Genomic DNA, 19,232 nt, shown 5'->3' with positions numbered 1-19,232 from the left:
ACGGTCGAAATGGTTTAGTATAAAGGCGTGTCGACTAACCTCGCTAATAGGGATGGGTAAAGTTTTCAACGGAGTTGAAGCTATATGTATGAACTGATGGCCGGCGTCTACGATCGGCTCATGGCCGATGTAAATTATGAAGATTGGATCGAATTCACGGAAAAAGCCTTTCGGCGATTTGGCTTACAACCGAAGACGGTTATCGATCTAGCTTGTGGTACCGGAGCCATTACAGAGCGATTGCTCAAGCGGGGCTACAAAACGGTAGGCATCGACATGTCTCCAGACATGCTCGCCCTTTGTGCAGACCGGCTGGAAGAGTATTTGGAAACATCCCAACTGCTGCTTCTCTGTCAGGACATGCGTCAACTGGAGTATCCCCGGAAAGTCGATGCTATCGTCTGTTTTCTCGACAGTTTGAACTATCTTGAATCAGCGAATGATCTCAACTGGGTCATGACCCGTGTCGCTCAGGTGCTGAACCCTGGAGGGCTCTTTGTGGCGGATCTGCATAGCGAGCATAAATTGGCCCAGGTTTTAGGCAATGAAAGTTTTACAGAAATTCAGCAGGATCTGGCCTATTTTTGGTCAAATAATTATGTTTTGAACGAGCGGGCTGTAGAGATGGATCTAGTCTTTTTCGTCGCTCGCCCCGACGGTCTTTACGAGCGTTTTGAAGAATCGCACCGGCAGGTGTGGTATACGACAGAAGAGATCGAGTCAGCCGTCAAAGATGCTCAATTGGAACTAGTCGGACTCTATGGCGATGTGAACGGTAATCCGCCCCTAGTGAACAGTGAGCGTTACTATCTGATCGCTCGAAAGCCCCTGGAATAATAACGAAAATCAGCACAAGCAAACAAGGAGAGTCGCTGTTGAGTGAACTAATCAAGGTCATCGAGGTTTTTTTAACTCAGATTGTCACTTACTTAAATGGTTTTGGTTACCCTGGTATCGTCATCGGTATGGCTGTAGAGAGTGCCTGCATCCCCTTGCCGTCGGAAATCATCATGCCCATGGCTGGCTTCATGGCTTATCAGGGATCTATCACCCTCTTTGGGGCGGCTGTCGCTGGCACTGTGGGCAACGTCATCGGTTCCTGGGCTGCTTACTATGCCGGCCGGGCTTTAGGAGAAGAGTTTTTATTCAAATATTTCGGCTGGTTCATCTCCCGCAAGGAATTTGACATGGCTCAACGGTGGTTTCAGCGTCATGGTGAAGCGGCCATCTTTTTTAGCCGTATCTTGCCGGTTATCCGTACTTTTATCTCACTGCCAGCAGGTATCGCTAAGGTGGACATCAAGAAATTCACTGTCTACACCATCGTCGGTTCTTTTCCCTGGTGTTATGCTTTAGCCTATATCGGCTTTGCGCTGGGAGAAAACTGGCAGTCTATCCGTAAGTATGGACATGATCTGGATATTGTCATCATCGCCATCATCGCAGCCTTAGGCGTCTGGTGGCTCTGGCACAAATTTAAAGACGGCAAGGCAGAACGAACTCAAAAGTAATGAACAAATTGCATTTTCGCGGAAAATGTATATAATATGTAACATATACATCTGTTTATTATGGTAACAGCGAAGAACGGGAGCAGTAGATCGAGACTCTTCCTTCAGAGACCTGCCGGACGGTGCGAGGCAGGGAAGAGGCGGTTGAATCTCGCCCGGGAGTTGCAAAGCGAAAAGGTCTTTACCTGTCAAGCTTTGCCGGAAGGTCCGTTATCCCTGATGAGAGGACGTTACCCTGATTTGTTTGGTGCGTCAACTTGGGTGGTATCGCGGAAATAACCTTTTCGTCCCATAGCGGGCGGAAAGGTTTACTTGGTTTTTAGGAGGATTACAGTCAGGATGCAAGAGAGATACGATTACCAGCAGATTGAGACGAAATGGCAAAAACAATGGGCCGAAAGGGATATGTTCAAACTGAAACAAGAGGGGGACAAGCCTAAGTACTACTGCTTGGAAATGTTCCCTTATCCCTCAGGAAACTTGCATATGGGCCATGTGAGAGTCTATTCCATCGGTGATGTCATCGCCCGTTTTAAGACCATGGAAGGCTTTAACGTGCTGCATCCCATGGGCTGGGATGCCTTTGGACTGCCTGCAGAAAACGCTGCCATCAAGCATAACGTGCCTCCGTCCGACTGGACCTGGAGCAACATCGCTAACATGCGTCGGCAATTGCAGACCATGGGCATTTCCTACGACTGGGACCGTGAAGTGGCCACCTGTCATCCCGATTATTACAAATGGACTCAATGGCTTTTCTTACAACTCTATAAAGCCGGACTGGCCTATAAGAAAAAGGCCCATGTGAACTGGTGCCCTTCCTGCGCTACCGTTCTGGCCAATGAACAGGTCGTTGATGGTCTTTGTGAGCGCTGCGACAGCCAAGTTGAAAAAAAAGCCTTAGCCCAGTGGTTTTTTCGCATCACTGACTATGCGCAGCGCCTTTTGGATGATCTGAATAAGCTGCCCGGTTGGCCCGATAAGGTAAAGACCATGCAAGAGAATTGGATCGGCCGCTCCGAAGGGGTCGAGGCGGACTTCCCGTTAGTAGAACAGAAGGGCGATTTTGACAAGATCACTGTGTACACCACCCGTCAAGATACCATCTTCGGCGTCACCTATCTCGTATTGGCTCCGGAACATCCCTTGGTAGAATCCCTTGTCGCCGGCAACCCCGACGAAGAGAACCTACGGAATTTTATTAAAAAGGTCCTCAGCCAGAGTGAAATCGATCGCACAGCGACAGATGCTGAAAAAGAAGGCATCTTTACCGGTCATTACTGTATCAACCCATTGACAGGCGAGAAGGTCGCTATCTGGCTGGCCAACTATGTACTGGTCGATTACGGAACTGGTGCTGTTATGGGTGTGCCTGCTCACGACCAACGAGATTTTGAATTAGCTACCAAATACAACATCCCCATGAAAGTAGTCATCCAGCCGGAAGGCGTGGACGATTTAGTCGCCGAAGAGATGGATCACGCTTTCGAGGAAGAAGGACGATTGGTCAATTCCGGTGAGTTTAACGGATTTATCAATACGAAAGCACTGAATGTCATCGCTGATAAGATGGAGGCGGAAGGGAAGGGCAAGCGCAAGGTCAACTACCGTTTGCGTGACTGGCTTATCTCGCGGCAGCGCTATTGGGGAGCACCCATCCCCATCGTATACTGTGAAAAATGCGGCGAGGTTCCCGTACCGGATGAGCAACTGCCGGTTATGCTGCCGACAGATGTGAAGTTTTCACCTTCTGGAGAATCTCCATTAACCACTCGACCTGACTTCCACGAGTGCACCTGTCCCCAATGCGGAGGCAAAGGCCGTCGTGAGACCGATACGATGGACACCTTTGTCTGCTCAAGCTGGTATTTCCTGCGTTACTGTTCACCTAAAGACAGTGAATTCGCCGTCCGGAAAGAAGACGCTGACTACTGGATGAACGTCGATCAGTATATTGGCGGCGTTGAACATGCCATTTTACACCTGATGTACGCTCGTTTCTTCACCAAAGTCCTTTATGACTTGAAGATCGTCAGCGTGGAAGAACCCTTCGAAAACCTGCTCACTCAGGGTATGGTTCTCATGGGCGGTTCGAAGATGTCCAAATCAAAAGGGAACACCGTCAGCCCCGAAGAGATCATCGCTAAGTATGGCGCTGACACGGCCCGCCTGTTCATCCTCTTCGCGGCACCTCCGGAACGAGATCTGGAATGGAGCGATCGCGGCGTCGAAGGGGCTCACCGCTTCCTGCACCGTGTTTGGCGTCTTGTTCAAACCTATGGAGACCAATTTGACAACGTGCCAAATCTCATCATCGACAGCCCAGACCTGCAGGGTCTGAGCGGAGATGACCGCGAACTGGTCCGTATTTCCCACTACTCCGTGAAAAAGGTTGGCGAGGATATCGGCCAGCGCTTTAACTTTAACACGGCTGTATCGACCATCATGGAGATGGTCAATGCCCTCTACCAATACAAAGATAAAGTTTCCCTTGACCAGCAGAACCTGCCGCTGGTCAAGGATGCCCTGGCCCGACTAGTCCTCATCCTGGCGCCTTTCGCCCCACACATCTGTGAAGAACTATGGCAAGAGTTAGGTGGCAGCGATTCTGTCTATAAGCAGGCATGGCCTGCCTTTGACGAAAATGCGCTTGTTCGCGACGAAGTGGAAGTAGTCGTCCAGATCAATGGCAAAGTACGTGAGAAACTACAACTGACAAACGGTCTTGACGGGGAGACACTGAAAGCGAAAGCTCTCGAGAACAACCGGGTTCAGGAACTGATCGCCGGAAAGAATGTGGTAAAGGTCATTACAGTTCCGAATAAGCTCGTCAATATCGTAGTGAAGTGAGTTAATAAGAAGGCTGATCCAAAAATGTTTGGATCAGCCTTCTTACATTATTAGCTGTGAACACGGTAAGAGAGACTATTTTTTATTATGTCCCATGTTTATCTAAAATTTTGTAGAATAAATTTCTTAATGCTTAAGATAATGACCATTAGGAGGTGTTCTGAATGGCAGAAAGTAATAAGCCCACCATTGCACCGGGAGATGAAGATGCAGCGCTAAATGCCCGTGCTAGTCGACATGAAGAACAGAAGGGCGATCTTACCAAAGTCACGAAATTGTCCTGGGATGAAGGGGATGTCTAGATTGTAGACAAAGGAATTGTCCGGACCTGTGCCGGACTTCTTTCTTTCTCGACGGAGAATTTTCTATTCTGGAAGGCTTACGTACTGTTGTTGTCTAGTCTGAAAATATAAATTATTATTATGACTACAGATTATTGACTGAAACATTGTACAATCAGTGGATTTAGCAACATAAGTGATTTTTATTGCTTATCAAAACGATTATATATTTAATGGAAAAGACGGCCTTCGAAAGCAATCATTTAAGCTAAGACGGTTAGAGTTCTTAGATTATTCTTGTATAGTTTATTTAGAATGTATTTATAAATTAATATCATCTTTACGGTCTGTCCCAAATCAGTATGATAAACATATGATAAAACATCACCGTAGGGGGATTAGGAATGACATTTAAGGAACTAGCCGATGAGGGCGAAATGATCAAGTTAAGCATCACGACACCATTATCAGCTAATGTGGCCTGTCGGATTTTGCCCTTCGAAGCTTGGGTCAAAAAATGTATGCGTTTATTAAAGCATCGATGCCCCCAATCGGAGACACTGCACAGCTTCCTTATCGTCGCCTCAGATGAAGAGGATTTTAGTATCGTTAAGCTGGAAAAACTGTTATTTATCATTCAAAGCCTGGCTTTGGCGGAAGAGTTGTTTGCTTTTGTCGGTTAAAACAAACACCTCCTTAGGCTATTGACAGAATAACATAATTATATTAGAATTCAATAAAAAACCCGGTTTGAACTTTGATTGTTTAAACCGGGTTTTCTTTACAGCCTAACTATTTGAATATCATCCCTGTTATACGGGAGTGGTAGGAACAGCGTGGGAACGTAACGGTCAGTTTTTGGAAGTCCGGGCTAACCTGCAATACCCCAGGTATAGTCCTATCTAAAAATATCTTCCCGACAATGCTCAATAGAAAACTTATGGAGATATAACCGATATATTTGAAAGTATCTTTCAAAGAGTCAACCCAAGTTCCTGCTTTCGCTTGTTGCAAATAGGGGGAATCACTTGAGTACAAGGTTATGTCTAGACTAGATTCCGTAAGGGACATCAGCAGATCGACGGCGAGTAAACGCATATCCAAGAGCCCATAAAAGATGGAAAAGGTGTAGGCCAAGGCCGAGAGGAAGAACAGGATTCAGGTACTCTTGCATATATAGTGTCTGCAGAGTATCGAACGAATGATGAACGGATCTCTCACCTCTAGTGATGGTGGCCTGCTTTCGACAAATTCCCAGAACTCTTGTGTCGATTGTATATTCATGGCTATACTTCCATGGTCGTAGTTTTTTGTTTTTGGCGAGCGTTCATGAACCAGCCGATCAATAAGACCAAGACGGCAAAAAAGATTCCTAGGATTTTTTCTCCGAGTAGATAAGAGGAGAAACCGATGTCTTTTAAGAAAGACATCAGAAGGGGGTCGTGGGCTAACATGTTCCCGGCTGCCCAACCGAGGATCGCTGAACCTCCGTATAAGATGATCGAGAACCGATCGATCAAGGTAAGGAAAAGGCGGCTTCCGTAGACTACGAGGGGGATGCTGACCAGCAGTCCAAACCATAGCAACCCTGGTTTGCCATGGGACACACCGGCTACTGCCATGACGTTATCTAAAGACATAACGGCGTCGGCCACGATAATGGTTTTTACGGCTTGCCACAAACGATCAGGTGCATCGACCGTTTCATGTTCTTCCTCTTGAACCAATAGTTTAATCGCGATCCATGCCAGCAAGCAGGCACCAGCGGCCTGTAACAAAGGAATTTTAAGCAGATAGATAATGGCTGCTCCTAAAATCATCCGTAAACCAATTGCACCAGCCGTTCCCCAGATCACACCCTTGGTGCGCAGTTCGGGGGGCAAATTCCGGCAAGCCATCGCGATGAGGATGGCGTTGTCTCCGCTCAGTATTAAGTCAATCAGTATGATGCTCCCGACGGCCATCCAAAATACAGGGTCTCCAAAGTCGCTCAGATGAATTCCGCTAATTTTGCTTAAGAATTCCAATCGATACTCACCCTTTCCTTATAATATATATAAAAAGACCCCTGATCCAAAGTTAATCAACCTTGAATCAAAGGTCTTGCTGGCGTTAAACACCCTGACGGCCAGGCTTTTCAGCCGGTTGTTGACCGATCAGTAATAAGCTACTCCCCTTTGAAACACCTTTTTACGATGGTGGAACCAAACTTGGCTTAAGTATAATGGACGGGTATAGATATGGCAAATGGAGAAAACGGGCGTATTAGAGAGCATGATTAAGCTATGGCGTCATATTTTTTAACAATCAACCGTACACAATAACTGTATTCTGTTTATTTCGAAAGGGGTGGCATGCTTGGAAAAGAAAAAACACTTGAAAATCGGTGAGTTGGCTAAGCGTTGTAATGTCAACCGCCGGACGGTTGATTTTTATACATCAATGGGGCTGGTCGTTTCTACGGAGAGAACCGATGGGAACTATCGACTTTACGATGAATCGACAGTAGAACGGATTCAATGGATTAAGGATATGCAAGAACAAAAATACAGTCTTGACGAAATCAAAGAGAAGCTGCTTCTTGTCGACGAATCTGGCACTGAGCCTTTTGTCTCTCAGCAGTTGGACAGCGTCATTCATGGGGTCGAAGCGCTGGAACGTGAGATCACCACGTTGTTGCCCTTGTTGAACAAAATACAGCAAGGAGCTAATGAAGCGCTTAAGGAAAAACTGGAGTACTTGTTCACCCATGAACAGACGATAGTACAGTCACTCGCAATGATATTAGAACGGCTTGGCAGTTAGTCCTTGTGAAATGCTTTTAGTATCCTTGGATTTTTGTTATAATACCTTGAGAATCACAAGAATAGGAATGGTGCCTATGAGCACGACGAAAACGTTTCAAGAATCTCACTGGTCGGTAGTCATCTCACGTTATATTTTAGGTGTAGTCATCATTACCGTATCGCTCTATTCCCTTTTTGAGCCGAATTGTACAGTCTTCGGCGGAATCCGTCTCATGGACGTCAATATGGCTCTCCTCTGTGTTTTCTTTGTTCTTAGCGGTATCTATGCGGCTCAGCGGAAAAAGAGTATTGACGGGTTCGATGGAATTCATTACGAGTTATTTACCATTTTTGTGGGCTTCGTTACCTTGATCGCCTCGTTTTTGCTCCTTTTTCGGATAGACAACACTATTGATGATTTTTTTGACTAAATAAAAGCAGCCCCATCAGGAGATAGGGGCTGCTTTTATTTTAAAAGAGACTGTTTACCGTCAAGAAGTTATCGGAATGATCGCTTAACTGAACGTAAAAATACTGAAGGTTTTCCGATCTTCATCTCAAAACAAAAATCGAATAACACATCGTCAAATAAATTCACGTCGAAATCCTTGTATTTTTGAGAATAGTAGATGCGTTGACTTCGTTCGGGATATCCCGATTCATAACAGGTGATCTTATCAGCTCGTTCCAAGGGGTTTTCGGCTATATCATGGACTGTTTTTATGTCATTTCCGGTGATCGAAGCCAACTGTAACCCTTCCATATCGGCTCGGAATTCGCACAATATTCGGAGTGCGCAGAACTTATCATAATCAATATGTAGATAGATATTTTTCAAGTAGTCCCAATATTTGATGTGGATCAATTCATGAGCGATGAAGTAACGGATAACCTGAGGGTTTTTGAGCTTTAACACCGGTTCTGTAAGATAAATAGAAAAAGGGGAAGAAACGGTTCCGTCTAAACCAGAACCTGGTATTATACGCAAGCGAATTCTCTGCCGAAGACCCGCCTTAACTGCACATTCGTCGAGTATAGCATAAGCGGCAGGGTAAGCTATACGATTTTCATCCCCGCCAAGAAAAACAGATAGAGACAAAAGGCAATTCTCCTCCCAGGGAAATGGCATTCATCCAACCTAATCCTAGATTAACTCAACTTTAACACAAAAAAATAATTATTGGGGTTGTAAAATCCTTATACATCAATTGACTATCTGATGATTCGTTATAAAATAAAACTAGCAGAGATGAACGATTTTACTTTAGGGAGGTATGAGGGATGAATGTCACGGATGTGAAAATTAGAAAGATGAACACAATAGGACCCGTCAAGGCGATCGCATCGGTCACCATCGACAATGAGTTTGTCATTCATGAAGTAAAAGTGGTGGAAGGTCCGAATGGCATTTTTGTGGCCATGCCGAGCCGGAGAACCGCCGACGGGAAATACCGTGATATTGCTCACCCCGTCTCTCCGGAAGCGCGTGCACTGGTGACTGGTATTGTCTTGGAAACGTACGAGCGCGCAAAATCATCCTTATTGAGTTCAGTGGGGATATAAGGGGATATTGAAACCAGGCCCAAGTCGGCTTGGTTTTTTGTTTTTAAATCAATTACTACTATATATTAACAATAAATATAATCAGGTAGGTTTGGTCAACGATGTATATAATTGACATAGCAAGAGAAAAATATTACAATTGCTTTAAAGAGAGGTTGGTGCTAGGGGGGATTGGGCAATGATGATTACCAACGTACAAATATCGCAAGTCAACCTCGATAAAATAAAAGCGATTGTATCAATCACTTTTGATGACGCACTTACTGTTAACGACATTCGCATTATAGAAGGACCAAAAGGCAAGATAGTAGAGATGCCTAGACGGAGACCCATGAACGATGTAAACAAGTACATTGCCCATCCGCTGACAACACAGGCTTGGCAGATGATTACCGATTCGATTATGGAAGCCTATGAAAAATCAACAACAGAGGGTAACCAGCGGGAAGGATAATTAGCGAAAAACGCCTGGATCGAGGGATCCAGGCGTTTTTATAGAACCGACATCACTATTGTGGGGAGGGGTGGTTATGTCTATTAAAACCAGTCGGGCAGCAGGCACGGCAGAAGTGGTGATCGACCATGAAAGTTGTATTGGCTGCGGATTATGTGTTCGTGTATGTAAAGGGGCACCATTATACATAGAACAAGGTAAGGTCCATGTAGACCAAAGCCGTGTCTTCGGATGTATCGGTTGTGGACATTGCATGGCTGTATGTCCCAGAGACTGTATCCGTGTGCATGGACGGTGCCTCTCACCAGATGATCGGAAAACACTATCTGAGGAAACCCTTCGGGCCTCCTACGAACAACTGACGTCTCTGCTCTTAGCGAGAAGAAGTGTCAGAGAGTTTTCTTCAAAGGAAGTGGAACAAGAATACATAGAAAAAATTATAGATGCCGCGTCCATGGCGCCAATGGGCATTCCCCCTTCAGATGTATATATCATGGTTCTAGCCGGTCGAGACAAGGTGAAAGGATTCAGCGATGATCTTGTTGATTTTGCCTGCAGCAAAAAGTGGCTCCTCTCTCCGCCAATGCTGATGTTGGAGAGACCCTTCATGGGGGAGGAAGAACATGAACTCATGAAGAGTTTTGTCGTTCCTGCCTTGAATATGTTTATTGATGGGAAGAAAAAAGGAGAGGACTGGTTGCTTTATAATGCTCCGCTAGCACTGTTCTTTACCAGTTCGCCTTATGCTGATCCGGCTGATCCCTATATTGCCGCAACTTATGCCATGGTGGCTGCCGAGTCATTAGGTTTGGGAAGCTGCATGATTGGCTCCGTTGCTCCTGTGGTCAAATACAGTGATTTCTTAAAGAGAAAGTACGGCTTACCTATGAAATATCAATCGGGTATCGTAGTTATCCTTGGCTATCCAACGCTTACCTATCAACGGGCATTGAAGCGCACTTTTGCCGATGTACGATATTATTGATATGCCCAGGTAACACCGAAACCATTATTTTAGAGCACCACTAAACGTCCTTCGGGGCGTTTTTTTATGGGCGGAATGATTGAGATAGTCATGCGTACGATGTAATACCGCTTGATACAAAGGTGATCTTAACCAATAAACCTGAATAGTGGGAGGGTTCTTTTTGAATCGGAAAATGCCAATCTATGTATTTCTCTTTTTGGGGGTTATCGCTATCTTTACAATTCTGCTAACAGGGTGTATCCGCAAAGTTGAACCGGTAACGGATCCCCTCTATGCCAATTTCCCGGAAAAACCGGTTAGCCTGATCATGACTGAAGAGGTCGGGAGTCTAAGTGATCTTCAAATCCGGATTATACAGAAATATTGGAAAAGGTATTTCAATGAGCAACCCTTATCGATAGATTACAGAACTATCTTCAATGGCGAGAAGGGAGTTCACGATATTACTCAAGTCAAGCCCGAAGGCTATTCTATCAGCCTAGTAAGTACCCCTGAGATCGTCCTTCAAGGACTGAGACAGAAAGGAAATAATGACTGGCTTCATCTAGGTCAGGTGGCTTATTATCCCCTGGTGCTTTACGTCAATCAGTCAAGCTCGATCAAAACGGTTGATCTCTTTTGTGTGGAAGCGAAAAAAAAGAAGGGAAATTTGACCGTCGGCTTATTGAATACCCCCGATGGTTGCCCTGTGGCTCTCTCTTCATTGCAAGAATTTCTAGGGATTAAAGTGACTCCACTCCTATTCGCAAGTTCAGAGGAACTGAATGAGTCTTTAGCAAAAGGAACTGTGGATGCAGCTCTTTCTAGTCTCTTTGTGGCTATGCGTGACGCCGATCAGTTTCGCCTTGTCGCCATCGCAGCTGAGCAGCGTGATCCACTTGTCAAGGATATAGCTACCTTTAAAGAACAAGGAGTCGATTTCAACGCAGGGATCCGAAAAGTACTAGTTGTGCCGAAAGGCACGAACCCGGAAATCATTAATCGCCTTCGCAATGGTATCGAGAATATCTGCATGGACCCCAGCTATCTGAAAGACTTGGCAAGGATTGGTCAATCACCGGAATTTCTTTCGGGGGAGGAAGTCGCTGCTTTTTATGAGCCCTAATCACTCTGACCATCGGCACTAAGGTGCCGGTTCTTTTTTGTCGAGATTGTGGAGAGGAAAACAATAACAAGCAGGGGACCGGAGATAAATGTAGAATACTAATTCGAATTAGCGCGCTTTTGGTTCAGACGAGATCTCTTTGTGTAATAGTCGATTTTATTGTTTTTCTAAACGGAGGTACCCATGGAAAAATACCAGGATCATCTGTTAAATGATATTGTAGATGTAGGAAAGTTACAAGAAATACAAAATAAATTTGCCGAAGCCACGGGATTGGCAGCGGTCATCGTCGATCGTGATGGGCGGCCCGTAACCGAACCGAGCAATTTTACCTCCTTTTGCCTTTATGTTCGTTCTACTTCCGAAGGACTATCCAGATGTATGTGTTCTGATGATCTCGGCGGCAGAAAGGCCGTTACCTTTCAGGGGGCTCATGTGTTTCGCTGTCACAGCGGATTGACCGATGTGGCTGCTCCGATCATCGTCAACGGGCAATATATGGGTGCTTTTTTAGCTGGACAAGTCGTCTGTGCCGATCAGGATTATGACGTTTATGCGGAGGCCGTTGAAAAAACTCGTGATTTAGGTCTAGACAGGGAAAAAGTAAAAGAAACATTCACGCAATTAGAAGTTGTACCGGAAAACAAAGTCAAAGCTGCTGCCGATTTGTTATATATCATGACCAATTACATCGTAGAGATCGGTATGGTCAATATCATACAACGTCAACTCATGGTCCAGATGAAAGATAAGGCTGATTTAGAGAAGATGTTGCGGGAAGCCGAAATCAAGGCTCTACAGTCTCAGATAAACCCGCATTTCTTATTCAATACCTTAAACACCATCGCTCGACTTGCTCTCCTTGAAGGAGCCACACAGACGGAGGAGATTGTATATGCCTTATCAGACTTACTGCGCCATAATCTACGCAATAATCGCCCTATGAGCATCCTTCGGAGTGAAATCAATTATATTCAAAGTTATCTATCGATCCAGTCAGCTCGTTTTGGTGACCGGATCGGTGCTACTGTCGATATACCGGAAGAATTGCTGGATTTACAGATTCCTACGATGACTTTACAACCTTTGGTGGAAAACGCCATCATTCATGGCTTGGAACCTAAAAGAGGGGCAGGACAAATCTCGATCTCTGCCGCCGAAGATCAAAATCGGCTATTAATTACCATTGCCGATACTGGGATAGGCATAGCAGCCAATCAGGTTTCCCTCATCTTTGATGACGGGAAAAAACGGAACCATAAACATGGACAGAGCCATACGACAGGTCTTGGGATCATGAATGTGCACAACCGGATTCAACACTATTTTGGCAAGGAATACGGGATTGAAATCTCCGGGGAACCCGGAAAAGGGACGACGGTTTGCATTTATCTGCCCGTTTCCCGGAAAACAGAGTATCCGTCGTAAAGGAGACAAGAAATGTGCAAGTTACTGGTTGTCGATGATGAATCGTTAGAACGGCAAGCCATCCGGCAGATTTTATCGGTGCAATGCCCATCGATTGATGTGATTGCTGAGGCTGATAACGGTGAAGATGCCTGTACGGTGGCTTTTGCTGTTCGGCCTGACATCATTTTGATGGATATCCAAATGCCCGGAATGGACGGTTTGAAGGCAATGCAGTGTATACGCCAGCAGTTGCCTCAAGTGAAAATAGTCATTCTCACCGCTTTTGACGAGTTTCGTTACGCCCATGAAGCGATTAAATGGGGTGCTGTTGAATACCTGCTCAAACCGATCCGTCCGGCTGATTTGGTGAAGGTCCTCTCATCGGTCATAGAACAAGTTCGCTCAGAAAAAGAGAAAATACGCCAAGAAGAACTGATGCAGCAACAGTTGCTCAAGGCAAAACCGTTCGTTCAAATGTCTTTTGTCACCGATCTGGTGAGTGGAAAAATAAAGACACTGGAAGAGATTCATGAACGAGCAGCTTTTTTGAATTTCAATTTCCATGCAGCCATCGCCATGGTCATCGACGTGGATCGTTTTTCAGAAATGATGTCCAACAAGACAGAACTAGAAAAACAGTATTTCAAACAACAGCTTTTGGAGAATTTGGTCTCACTTATCGGAGAAGAAGCTCTTATTGTCCCTTTTGAACAGGATAGTTTTGTCGTCCTTTTAGGGTGGGATGCTTCTGTCATCAGTTGTGCCTACAACTATAGTCGTCGTGTGGCCGAGAAAATTCGCAAACGGATCAGTCAATCGATGGATGTCACTGTGACGATTGGCATCGGCCGTGGATACGGCAATATGGCGGAAGTGGGGAAATCGTATCAAGAAGCACTATCGGCCTCTCGACAAAGCTATTTTCTGGGGCAGAATCAGGTCATTCATATCGAGGATGTGCCTCATTTAAAACCCGACACGGTTGTGTTCCCCTTTCAAGGAGAACGAGTATTGTTGGAAAAAGTTCGCTGCGGGGAACGAGATGATGCTTACGCGGCATTAACAGCGCTACTAGAGAATGTATTTGACAAGGTGTCGAACGAAGGATCTGTGAAAACCTATCTATTGGAATTGCTGATTCTTCTTTCCCGAGCGGCTGTTGAAGGCGGAGCGAACTTGGAACAGTTGACTTTAGCCAATCAGGCCCATATCCATCGATTGATGAAATGTCGCACGAAACTGGAAATATCCCAATCTATGCGCCACACGGTGGATCGTCTCTTTGAAAACATGACGGTAAACCGTTCCGGTACGAATCAGCGGCTCATCAATAAAGCTTGTGAGTTCATTACCGCCAATTGCCAGCGCAATGTAACCTTAGAAGAGGTGGCCCGGTTTGTCCATCTATCGCCTTATTACTTCAGCCGCATCTTTAAGCAAGAGAAGGGATGTAACTTCGTCGACTTTTTAACAGAGGTTCGTCTGGAAAAGGCTAAAAAATGTTTAAGTGACTCCGATATGAACCTTGTACAAATTGCCGGTCAAGTGGGCTACCAGGATTCCAGCTATTTTTGCCGAGTTTTTCGCAAATCAACCGGTATGACCCCGAATCAGTATCGCCAACAAATCAAGCGTTCCGCCCTAAATCAGGGATGAGCAAAACAGAAAAACGGGAACAATGCTTCAAAAGACTGAAATCTTCAGTCTTTTTTTTTATGAAAAAGCCATTTTCATGATAGCCTGTGGCCCAATGGGCTATGAACGTTTTATTTCTTGCTTCCTTGCGCAAAACAATCCTATATTTGCAGAAAAGTCATATCGTTCGTAATTAATTGTCAAAATGTTTGTTCCTCTGGGAACAAGATAGTCCATGATGAGCGCAAAGTTACTCATAGGAAAAGAACGAAGGAAAGCCAATTATATTAGGCATGCAAGATAATGAGAGTACAAGCGCAAATGGGTTTTGAGGTATTCGAGAAACCCAGGAAAGGTTGTGGTGATCCTTGAGTCAAGAGAAACAACGGGTCATTCAAGAATACGTACCCGGTAAACAAGTCACCTTGGCCCATTTGATTGCCAATCCCAAAAAAGAGCTCTGTGAGCGGTTGGGACTCGATCAATGCTCTGCCGTCGGCATTTTAACGATCACCCCTTGTGAAGCAGCCATCATCGCCGCCGATGTGGCTACAAAGACGGCAGCCGTTCAAATTGGCTTTCTAGACCGTTTCACTGGCTCCTTGGTGATCAGCGGAAACGTATCGGCGGTAGAGGCGGCGCTGCAACAGGTGACCAATATGCTCTGTAACCAACTGCAATTTACCACCGCCGGCTTAAGCCGTTCCTAAGGTGAACCATGAAAAAGGTCATGATGGTCGGCGCCGTTGGAGCAGGAAAGACCACTCTCTTGCAAGCGTTACAAGGGAAGGAAACGGAAAAAGCCGCAAAAACCCAAATGATCCGCTATGACAGCGGGATGATCGATACCCCCGGTGAATACGCCCAATCACCTCGATTCTACTCAGCCCTACAAGTTACCGCGATGGACGCAGCCGTCATTCTTCTCATTCAAGATGCAACAAAATTAAGCGTGTCTGTTCCCCCGGGTTTCGCCGGTTTGTTCTCTTGTCCCGTCATCGGTGTCGTCACAAAAGTAGACCACCCGGCGGCTGATCAGCAGACGGCAACAGTCCGCCTACAGGCTGCAGGCATCAAAGAAATTCTGTTCTTTGTCTCTGCGATGACTGGGGAGGGGCTGGGGGAATTACATACATACCTCGCTGAAAGGGGGTGCAACCATGAGTGAAGCTTTAGGAATGGTCGAAACGAAAGGCCTCGTTGGCGCCATAGAAGCAGCCGATGCGATGGTCAAAGCAGCAAACGTTGAGTTGGTTGGATACGAAAAAATCGGTTCCGGTCTCGTCACCGTGCTCGTCCGGGGCGATGTTGGCGCGATTAAAGCGGCTACCGACGCCGGCGCAGCAGCTGCCCGTAAAGTGGGCGAAGTCGTCTCTATCCATGTTATCCCACGTCCCCATGTGGATGTAGAAAAAATGCTCCCTAAGATTAAATAAAAAGATAAAAAAAGTACGGAGGTGTCTTGGTCGTGCATGAGCAGTTAATGGACAAAGTTATGGAAGAAATCAAAAAGCGCATGGATTCCGCTGCTGTAGAAGCGCCCAAAGCGGAAGCCCCGAAAGTGGAATGCAAAAACCCTGGCATTACCGAATTTGTCGGCACCGCCATCGGTGACACGATCGGTCTGGTTATCGCGAATGTTGACCCGATTCTGCATTCCTACATGAAGCTTGATCCGAAGTACCGTTCCATCGGTATCCTTGGAGCGCGTACCGGAGCGGGCCCGCACATCATGGCTGCTGACGAAGCCGTCAAAGCCACTAACACTGAAATCGTTGCCATTGAATTGGCTCGTGATACAAAAGGCGGAGCCGGACACGGCTGCTTGATCATCTTTGGCGCCGAAGAAGTTTCTGACGCCCGCCGCGCCGTCGAAGTTGCCTTAAAAGAGCTGGATCGCACCTTTGGCGATGTCTATGCCAACGATGCCGGCCATCTCGAACTGCAATATACCGCTCGCGCCAGCCTGGCGATCCAAAAAGCCTTTAATGCGCCTGTGGGCAAAGCTTTCGGCCTCATCGTTGGTGCTCCTGCCGCCATCGGTGTCCTCATGGCCGATACAGCTATTAAAACGGCCAATGTCGACATCGTTGGCTATGCCAGCCCTGCCGGCGGCACTAGTTACTCGAACGAAGTCATCCTCATGGTTACCGGTGATTCCGGAGCCGTTCGCCAGTCTGTCATCGCCGCTCGTGAACTCGGCAAAAAACTCCTAGAAGCTATGGCTGGTCCGGCTCCATCCGTAACCAAGTCTTACATCTAAATCATCAGAAAAGCAACAGGGAGGGATAGCGAGTGAAACGCTCTAAGCGCTTCGAAGTGCTGGCCGCTCGTCCGGTCAACCAGGACGGCTTTGTGGTCGATTGGCCGGAAGTTGGCCTCATCGCCATGAACAGCCCCAACGACCCGGTGCCCAGCATTAAAATAATGAACGGAAAAGTCGTCGAATTAGACGGCAAACAACGTGACGATTTCGATTTTATCGATCAATTTATCGCTGATTACGCTATCGATGTGAACGTCGCCGAAAAAGCCATGGCCATGGATGATTACGCTATCGCCAAAATGCTCGTCGACGTCAATGTCTCTCGTGACGAAGTCGTCAAAGTTGCCCGTGGTCTTACACCTGCTAAACTGGTTGCCGTTTTCAACACGATGAACGTCGTTGAAATGATGATGGCCGTCCAGAAAATGCGTGCCCGTAAAACCCCTTCGAACCAGTGTCACGTCACCAACCTGCAAGACAACCCTGTCCAAATCGCTGCGGATGCTGCGGAAGCGGCTCTCCGCGGTTTCGACGAAATGGAAACAACAGTCGGTGTTGTCCGTTACGCTCCTTTTAACGCCTTGTCGTTGCAAGTGGGCGGTCAAGTCGGCCGCGGCGGTGTCTTGATCCAGTGCGCTCTGGAAGAAGCGACAGAACTTCTCCTCGGTATGCGCGGCATCACCGCCTACGCCGAAACGATCTCCGTCTACGGCACTGAAAACGTCTTCGTCGACGGCGATGACACCCCCTGGTCTAAGGGCTTCTTGGCTTCTGCCTACGCTTCCCGGGGCCTGAAAATGCGCTTCACCTCCGGTACCGGTTCCGAAGTACAGATGGGTTATGCCGAAGGCAAATCCATGCTTTACTTAGAGATCCGCTGCATCATGGTCACCAAAGGTGCCGGCGTGCAAGGTCTGCAAAACGGTTCCATCAGCTGTATCGGCGTCCCTGGCGCTGTACCTGGCGGTATCCGTGCCGTTCTCGCTGAAAACCTTTGCACCACCATGCTCGACCTGGAAGTTGCCTCCGGTAACGACCAGACCTTCTCCCACTCCGATATGCGCCGGACTGCCCGCCTGCTGATGCAAATGCTGCCGGGCACCGACTTCATCACCTCCGGTTACAGCGCCACCCCCAACTATGACAACATGTTCGCCGGCTCGAACGTCGATGCCGAAGATTTCGATGACTTTAACATCATCCAGCGCGACCTGATGATCGACGGCGGTCTCCGTCCTGTCTCTGAAGAAGAAGTCGTCGCTGTTCGTAACAAAGCTGCCCGGGCTCTGCAAGCGGTCTTCCGTGAACTGGGCTTCCCGGCCATCACCGACGAAGAAGTGGAAGCAGCCACTTATGCTCACGGCAGCAAAGACATGCCTCCCCGTAACGTCGTAGAGGACTTGAAAGCTGCCGAAGAGATGATGCAGCGGGGTATTACCGGTATTGATATTGTAAAGGCATTGGCGAAAAACGGCTTTGTCGATATCGCTGAAAACGTCCTGAATATGCTAAAACAGCGTATCTCCGGTGACTACTTGCACACCTCGGCCATCTTGGACAAAGACTTCAACGTGGTCAGCGCCGTCAACAACTGCAACGACTATGCCGGACCTGGAACGGGCTATCGTCTGAGCAAAGAGCGCTGGAATGAAATATCGAACATCAGCAGGGCTATCAAACCGTCCGACTTTGACGTTTGATTTAGAAAAGAGGTGGAACGCAAATGCAATTGAACGAGCAAATTTTGAAAGAAATCGTCATGCAAGTTCTTCAAGGTATGGAAATGCCTGAAGCAGCTCCGGTGAAAAAAGCCGTCAGCGGCCGTCCCATGACGATTGTAGAAAAAGGAGAAGCCCGTCCGGGTACCAAGAGTGATGAGGTCATCATCTCCCTGGCACCGGCTTTTGCCAAATATCAAAACAAGACCATCGTCAATATCCCCCACAGTGATGTACTGCGGGAATTGATCGCTGGTATCGAAGAAGAAGGGATCCGGGCACGTGTGATTCGTGTAACTCGTAGTTCTGACGTAGCCTTCGTCGCTCATGACGCTACCAAGCTGAGCGGTTCCGGCATCGCCATCGGTATCCAGTCTCGGGGTACCACAGTCATCCACCAAAAAGATTTGCCCCCCTTGAGCAATCTGGAACTGTTCCCGCAATCGCCACTGCTGGAACTGGAAACATACCGCGCTATCGGACGTAACGCCGCTCGGTATGCCAAAGGCGAATCGCCGACTCCTGTTCCCACGAAAAACGATCAGATGGCTCGTCCTAAGTTCCAAGCCAAAGCAGCCGTGTTGCATATTAAAGAAACCGAGCACGTCGTTCCCGGCTCCAAGCCGGTCGAACTCGAAGTGCAGTTCTAAAAGGAGGTGACGGGA

21 protein-coding genes and 1 other annotated feature are annotated in these 19,232 nt (G+C 47.0%); of the genes, 19 read left to right on the top strand and 2 right to left on the bottom strand.

What is annotated here, in order from left to right:
- Positions 1-84 precede the first annotated feature (84 nt).
- The 5 genes from GJ688_RS03325 to GJ688_RS03310 all read left to right on the top strand — a co-directional run bounded on the left by GJ688_RS03325 (position 85) and on the right by GJ688_RS03310 (position 5,325).
- Positions 85-837, top strand: a complete 753-nt coding sequence (locus GJ688_RS03325) for a class I SAM-dependent DNA methyltransferase (protein ID WP_155475110.1) — start codon at positions 85-87, stop codon at positions 835-837.
- 38 nt (positions 838-875) lie between these two features.
- Positions 876-1,511 carry a DedA family protein gene (locus GJ688_RS03320; protein WP_155475109.1) on the top strand — a complete coding sequence of 212 codons (636 nt, stop codon included), beginning with the start codon at positions 876-878 and terminating at the stop codon, positions 1,509-1,511.
- Positions 1,512-1,574: 63 nt separating this feature from the next.
- Positions 1,575-1,806, top strand: a binding site (T-box leader).
- 44 nt (positions 1,807-1,850) lie between these two features.
- Positions 1,851-4,361 carry a leucine--tRNA ligase gene (gene leuS / locus GJ688_RS03315; protein WP_155475108.1) on the top strand — a complete coding sequence of 837 codons (2,511 nt, stop codon included), beginning with the start codon at positions 1,851-1,853 and terminating at the stop codon, positions 4,359-4,361.
- Between the two features lie 164 nt (positions 4,362-4,525).
- Positions 4,526-4,663: a hypothetical protein gene (locus GJ688_RS20250; protein WP_170291614.1), complete on the top strand. Its 138-nt coding sequence runs from the start codon at positions 4,526-4,528 to the stop codon at positions 4,661-4,663.
- A gap of 383 nt (positions 4,664-5,046) precedes the next feature.
- On the top strand, positions 5,047-5,325 hold the full coding sequence (locus GJ688_RS03310) for a hypothetical protein (RefSeq protein ID WP_155475107.1): 279 nt from the start codon (positions 5,047-5,049) through the stop codon (positions 5,323-5,325).
- A gap of 603 nt (positions 5,326-5,928) precedes the next feature.
- On the opposite strand, the gene GJ688_RS03305 is transcribed toward GJ688_RS03310, so the two are convergent.
- Positions 5,929-6,669 carry a TerC family protein gene (locus tag GJ688_RS03305; protein ID WP_235910738.1) on the bottom strand — a complete coding sequence of 247 codons (741 nt, stop codon included), beginning with the start codon at positions 6,667-6,669 and terminating at the stop codon, positions 5,929-5,931.
- Between the two features lie 331 nt (positions 6,670-7,000).
- On the opposite strand from GJ688_RS03305, the gene GJ688_RS03300 reads away from it, so the two are divergent.
- Complete coding sequence (locus tag GJ688_RS03300; RefSeq protein WP_170291613.1) at positions 7,001-7,447, top strand: MerR family transcriptional regulator; 447 nt, start codon at positions 7,001-7,003, stop codon at positions 7,445-7,447.
- Between the two features lie 76 nt (positions 7,448-7,523).
- A complete protein-coding gene (locus tag GJ688_RS03295; RefSeq protein ID WP_155475105.1) occupies positions 7,524-7,859 on the top strand; it encodes a hypothetical protein in 336 nt (111 codons plus the stop codon).
- A gap of 68 nt (positions 7,860-7,927) precedes the next feature.
- On the opposite strand, the gene GJ688_RS03290 is transcribed toward GJ688_RS03295, so the two are convergent.
- Positions 7,928-8,527: a M48 family metalloprotease gene (locus GJ688_RS03290; RefSeq protein WP_155475104.1), complete on the bottom strand. Its 600-nt coding sequence runs from the start codon at positions 8,525-8,527 to the stop codon at positions 7,928-7,930.
- A gap of 182 nt (positions 8,528-8,709) precedes the next feature.
- On the opposite strand from GJ688_RS03290, the gene spoVG reads away from it, so the two are divergent.
- The 12 genes from spoVG to GJ688_RS03230 all read left to right on the top strand — a co-directional run bounded on the left by spoVG (position 8,710) and on the right by GJ688_RS03230 (position 19,217).
- The gene (gene spoVG, locus GJ688_RS03285) at positions 8,710-8,991 is read left to right on the top strand and encodes a septation regulator SpoVG (protein ID WP_155475103.1); all 282 of its coding nucleotides are present in this window, start codon (positions 8,710-8,712) and stop codon (positions 8,989-8,991) included.
- 178 nt (positions 8,992-9,169) lie between these two features.
- Positions 9,170-9,445 (top strand): SpoVG family protein, encoded by a 276-nt coding sequence (locus GJ688_RS03280; RefSeq protein WP_155475102.1) that lies wholly within the window; start codon positions 9,170-9,172, stop codon positions 9,443-9,445.
- 76 nt (positions 9,446-9,521) lie between these two features.
- Positions 9,522-10,430 (top strand): nitroreductase family protein, encoded by a 909-nt coding sequence (locus tag GJ688_RS03275; protein WP_155475101.1) that lies wholly within the window; start codon positions 9,522-9,524, stop codon positions 10,428-10,430.
- Positions 10,431-10,593: 163 nt separating this feature from the next.
- A complete protein-coding gene (locus GJ688_RS03270; protein WP_155475100.1) occupies positions 10,594-11,538 on the top strand; it encodes a tripartite tricarboxylate transporter substrate-binding protein in 945 nt (314 codons plus the stop codon).
- 183 nt (positions 11,539-11,721) lie between these two features.
- The gene (locus GJ688_RS03265; protein WP_155475099.1) at positions 11,722-12,966 is read left to right on the top strand and encodes a sensor histidine kinase; all 1,245 of its coding nucleotides are present in this window, start codon (positions 11,722-11,724) and stop codon (positions 12,964-12,966) included.
- Positions 12,967-12,978: 12 nt separating this feature from the next.
- Entirely contained in the window at positions 12,979-14,604 is a 1,626-nt protein-coding gene (locus GJ688_RS03260) for a response regulator transcription factor (protein ID WP_155475098.1), read from the top strand.
- 347 nt (positions 14,605-14,951) lie between these two features.
- Positions 14,952-15,293, top strand: a complete 342-nt coding sequence (gene eutS / locus GJ688_RS03255) for an ethanolamine utilization microcompartment protein EutS (protein WP_155475097.1) — start codon at positions 14,952-14,954, stop codon at positions 15,291-15,293.
- Between the two features lie 8 nt (positions 15,294-15,301).
- Positions 15,302-15,751 carry a EutP/PduV family microcompartment system protein gene (locus tag GJ688_RS03250; protein WP_155475096.1) on the top strand — a complete coding sequence of 150 codons (450 nt, stop codon included), beginning with the start codon at positions 15,302-15,304 and terminating at the stop codon, positions 15,749-15,751.
- A complete protein-coding gene (gene pduA / locus GJ688_RS03245) occupies positions 15,744-16,019 on the top strand; it encodes a propanediol utilization microcompartment protein PduA (RefSeq protein WP_155475095.1) in 276 nt (91 codons plus the stop codon). The genes GJ688_RS03250 and pduA overlap by 8 nt, the downstream gene beginning before the upstream one ends.
- A 32-nt stretch (positions 16,020-16,051) precedes the next feature.
- Complete coding sequence (gene pduB, locus GJ688_RS03240; protein WP_170291612.1) at positions 16,052-16,846, top strand: propanediol utilization microcompartment protein PduB; 795 nt, start codon at positions 16,052-16,054, stop codon at positions 16,844-16,846.
- Between the two features lie 32 nt (positions 16,847-16,878).
- Entirely contained in the window at positions 16,879-18,549 is a 1,671-nt protein-coding gene (locus tag GJ688_RS03235) for a propanediol/glycerol family dehydratase large subunit (protein ID WP_170291611.1), read from the top strand.
- 23 nt (positions 18,550-18,572) lie between these two features.
- The gene (locus tag GJ688_RS03230) at positions 18,573-19,217 is read left to right on the top strand and encodes a propanediol/glycerol family dehydratase medium subunit (RefSeq protein ID WP_155475094.1); all 645 of its coding nucleotides are present in this window, start codon (positions 18,573-18,575) and stop codon (positions 19,215-19,217) included.
- Positions 19,218-19,232 lie beyond the last annotated feature (15 nt).

It is taken from the genome of Heliobacterium mobile, assembly GCF_009720735.1.
Classification (GTDB): Bacteria; Bacillota; Desulfitobacteriia; order Heliobacteriales; family Heliobacteriaceae; genus Heliobacterium; species Heliobacterium mobile.
The sequence above is the reverse complement of the archived record's forward strand: the minus strand, read 5'-3'. Positions and strand labels throughout refer to the sequence as shown.

Excerpts from the sequence above, each read along its gene's own strand:
- spoVG (WP_155475103.1), top strand. The coding sequence starts at position 8,710 with ATGAATGTCACGGATGTGAAAATTAGAAAGATGAACACAATAGGACCC.
- leuS (WP_155475108.1), top strand. The coding sequence starts at position 1,851 with ATGCAAGAGAGATACGATTACCAGCAGATTGAGACGAAATGGCAAAAA.
- GJ688_RS20250 (WP_170291614.1), top strand. The coding sequence starts at position 4,526 with ATGGCAGAAAGTAATAAGCCCACCATTGCACCGGGAGATGAAGATGCA.
- GJ688_RS03260 (WP_155475098.1), top strand. The coding sequence starts at position 12,979 with ATGTGCAAGTTACTGGTTGTCGATGATGAATCGTTAGAACGGCAAGCC.
- GJ688_RS03250 (WP_155475096.1), top strand. The coding sequence starts at position 15,302 with ATGAAAAAGGTCATGATGGTCGGCGCCGTTGGAGCAGGAAAGACCACT.
- GJ688_RS03295 (WP_155475105.1), top strand. The coding sequence starts at position 7,524 with ATGAGCACGACGAAAACGTTTCAAGAATCTCACTGGTCGGTAGTCATC.
- GJ688_RS03310 (WP_155475107.1), top strand. The coding sequence starts at position 5,047 with ATGACATTTAAGGAACTAGCCGATGAGGGCGAAATGATCAAGTTAAGC.
- GJ688_RS03280 (WP_155475102.1), top strand. The coding sequence starts at position 9,170 with ATGATGATTACCAACGTACAAATATCGCAAGTCAACCTCGATAAAATA.
- GJ688_RS03230 (WP_155475094.1), top strand. The coding sequence starts at position 18,573 with ATGCAATTGAACGAGCAAATTTTGAAAGAAATCGTCATGCAAGTTCTT.
- GJ688_RS03325 (WP_155475110.1), top strand. The coding sequence starts at position 85 with ATGTATGAACTGATGGCCGGCGTCTACGATCGGCTCATGGCCGATGTA.
- pduA (WP_155475095.1), top strand. The coding sequence starts at position 15,744 with ATGAGTGAAGCTTTAGGAATGGTCGAAACGAAAGGCCTCGTTGGCGCC.
- GJ688_RS03275 (WP_155475101.1), top strand. The coding sequence starts at position 9,522 with ATGTCTATTAAAACCAGTCGGGCAGCAGGCACGGCAGAAGTGGTGATC.
- GJ688_RS03265 (WP_155475099.1), top strand. The coding sequence starts at position 11,722 with ATGGAAAAATACCAGGATCATCTGTTAAATGATATTGTAGATGTAGGA.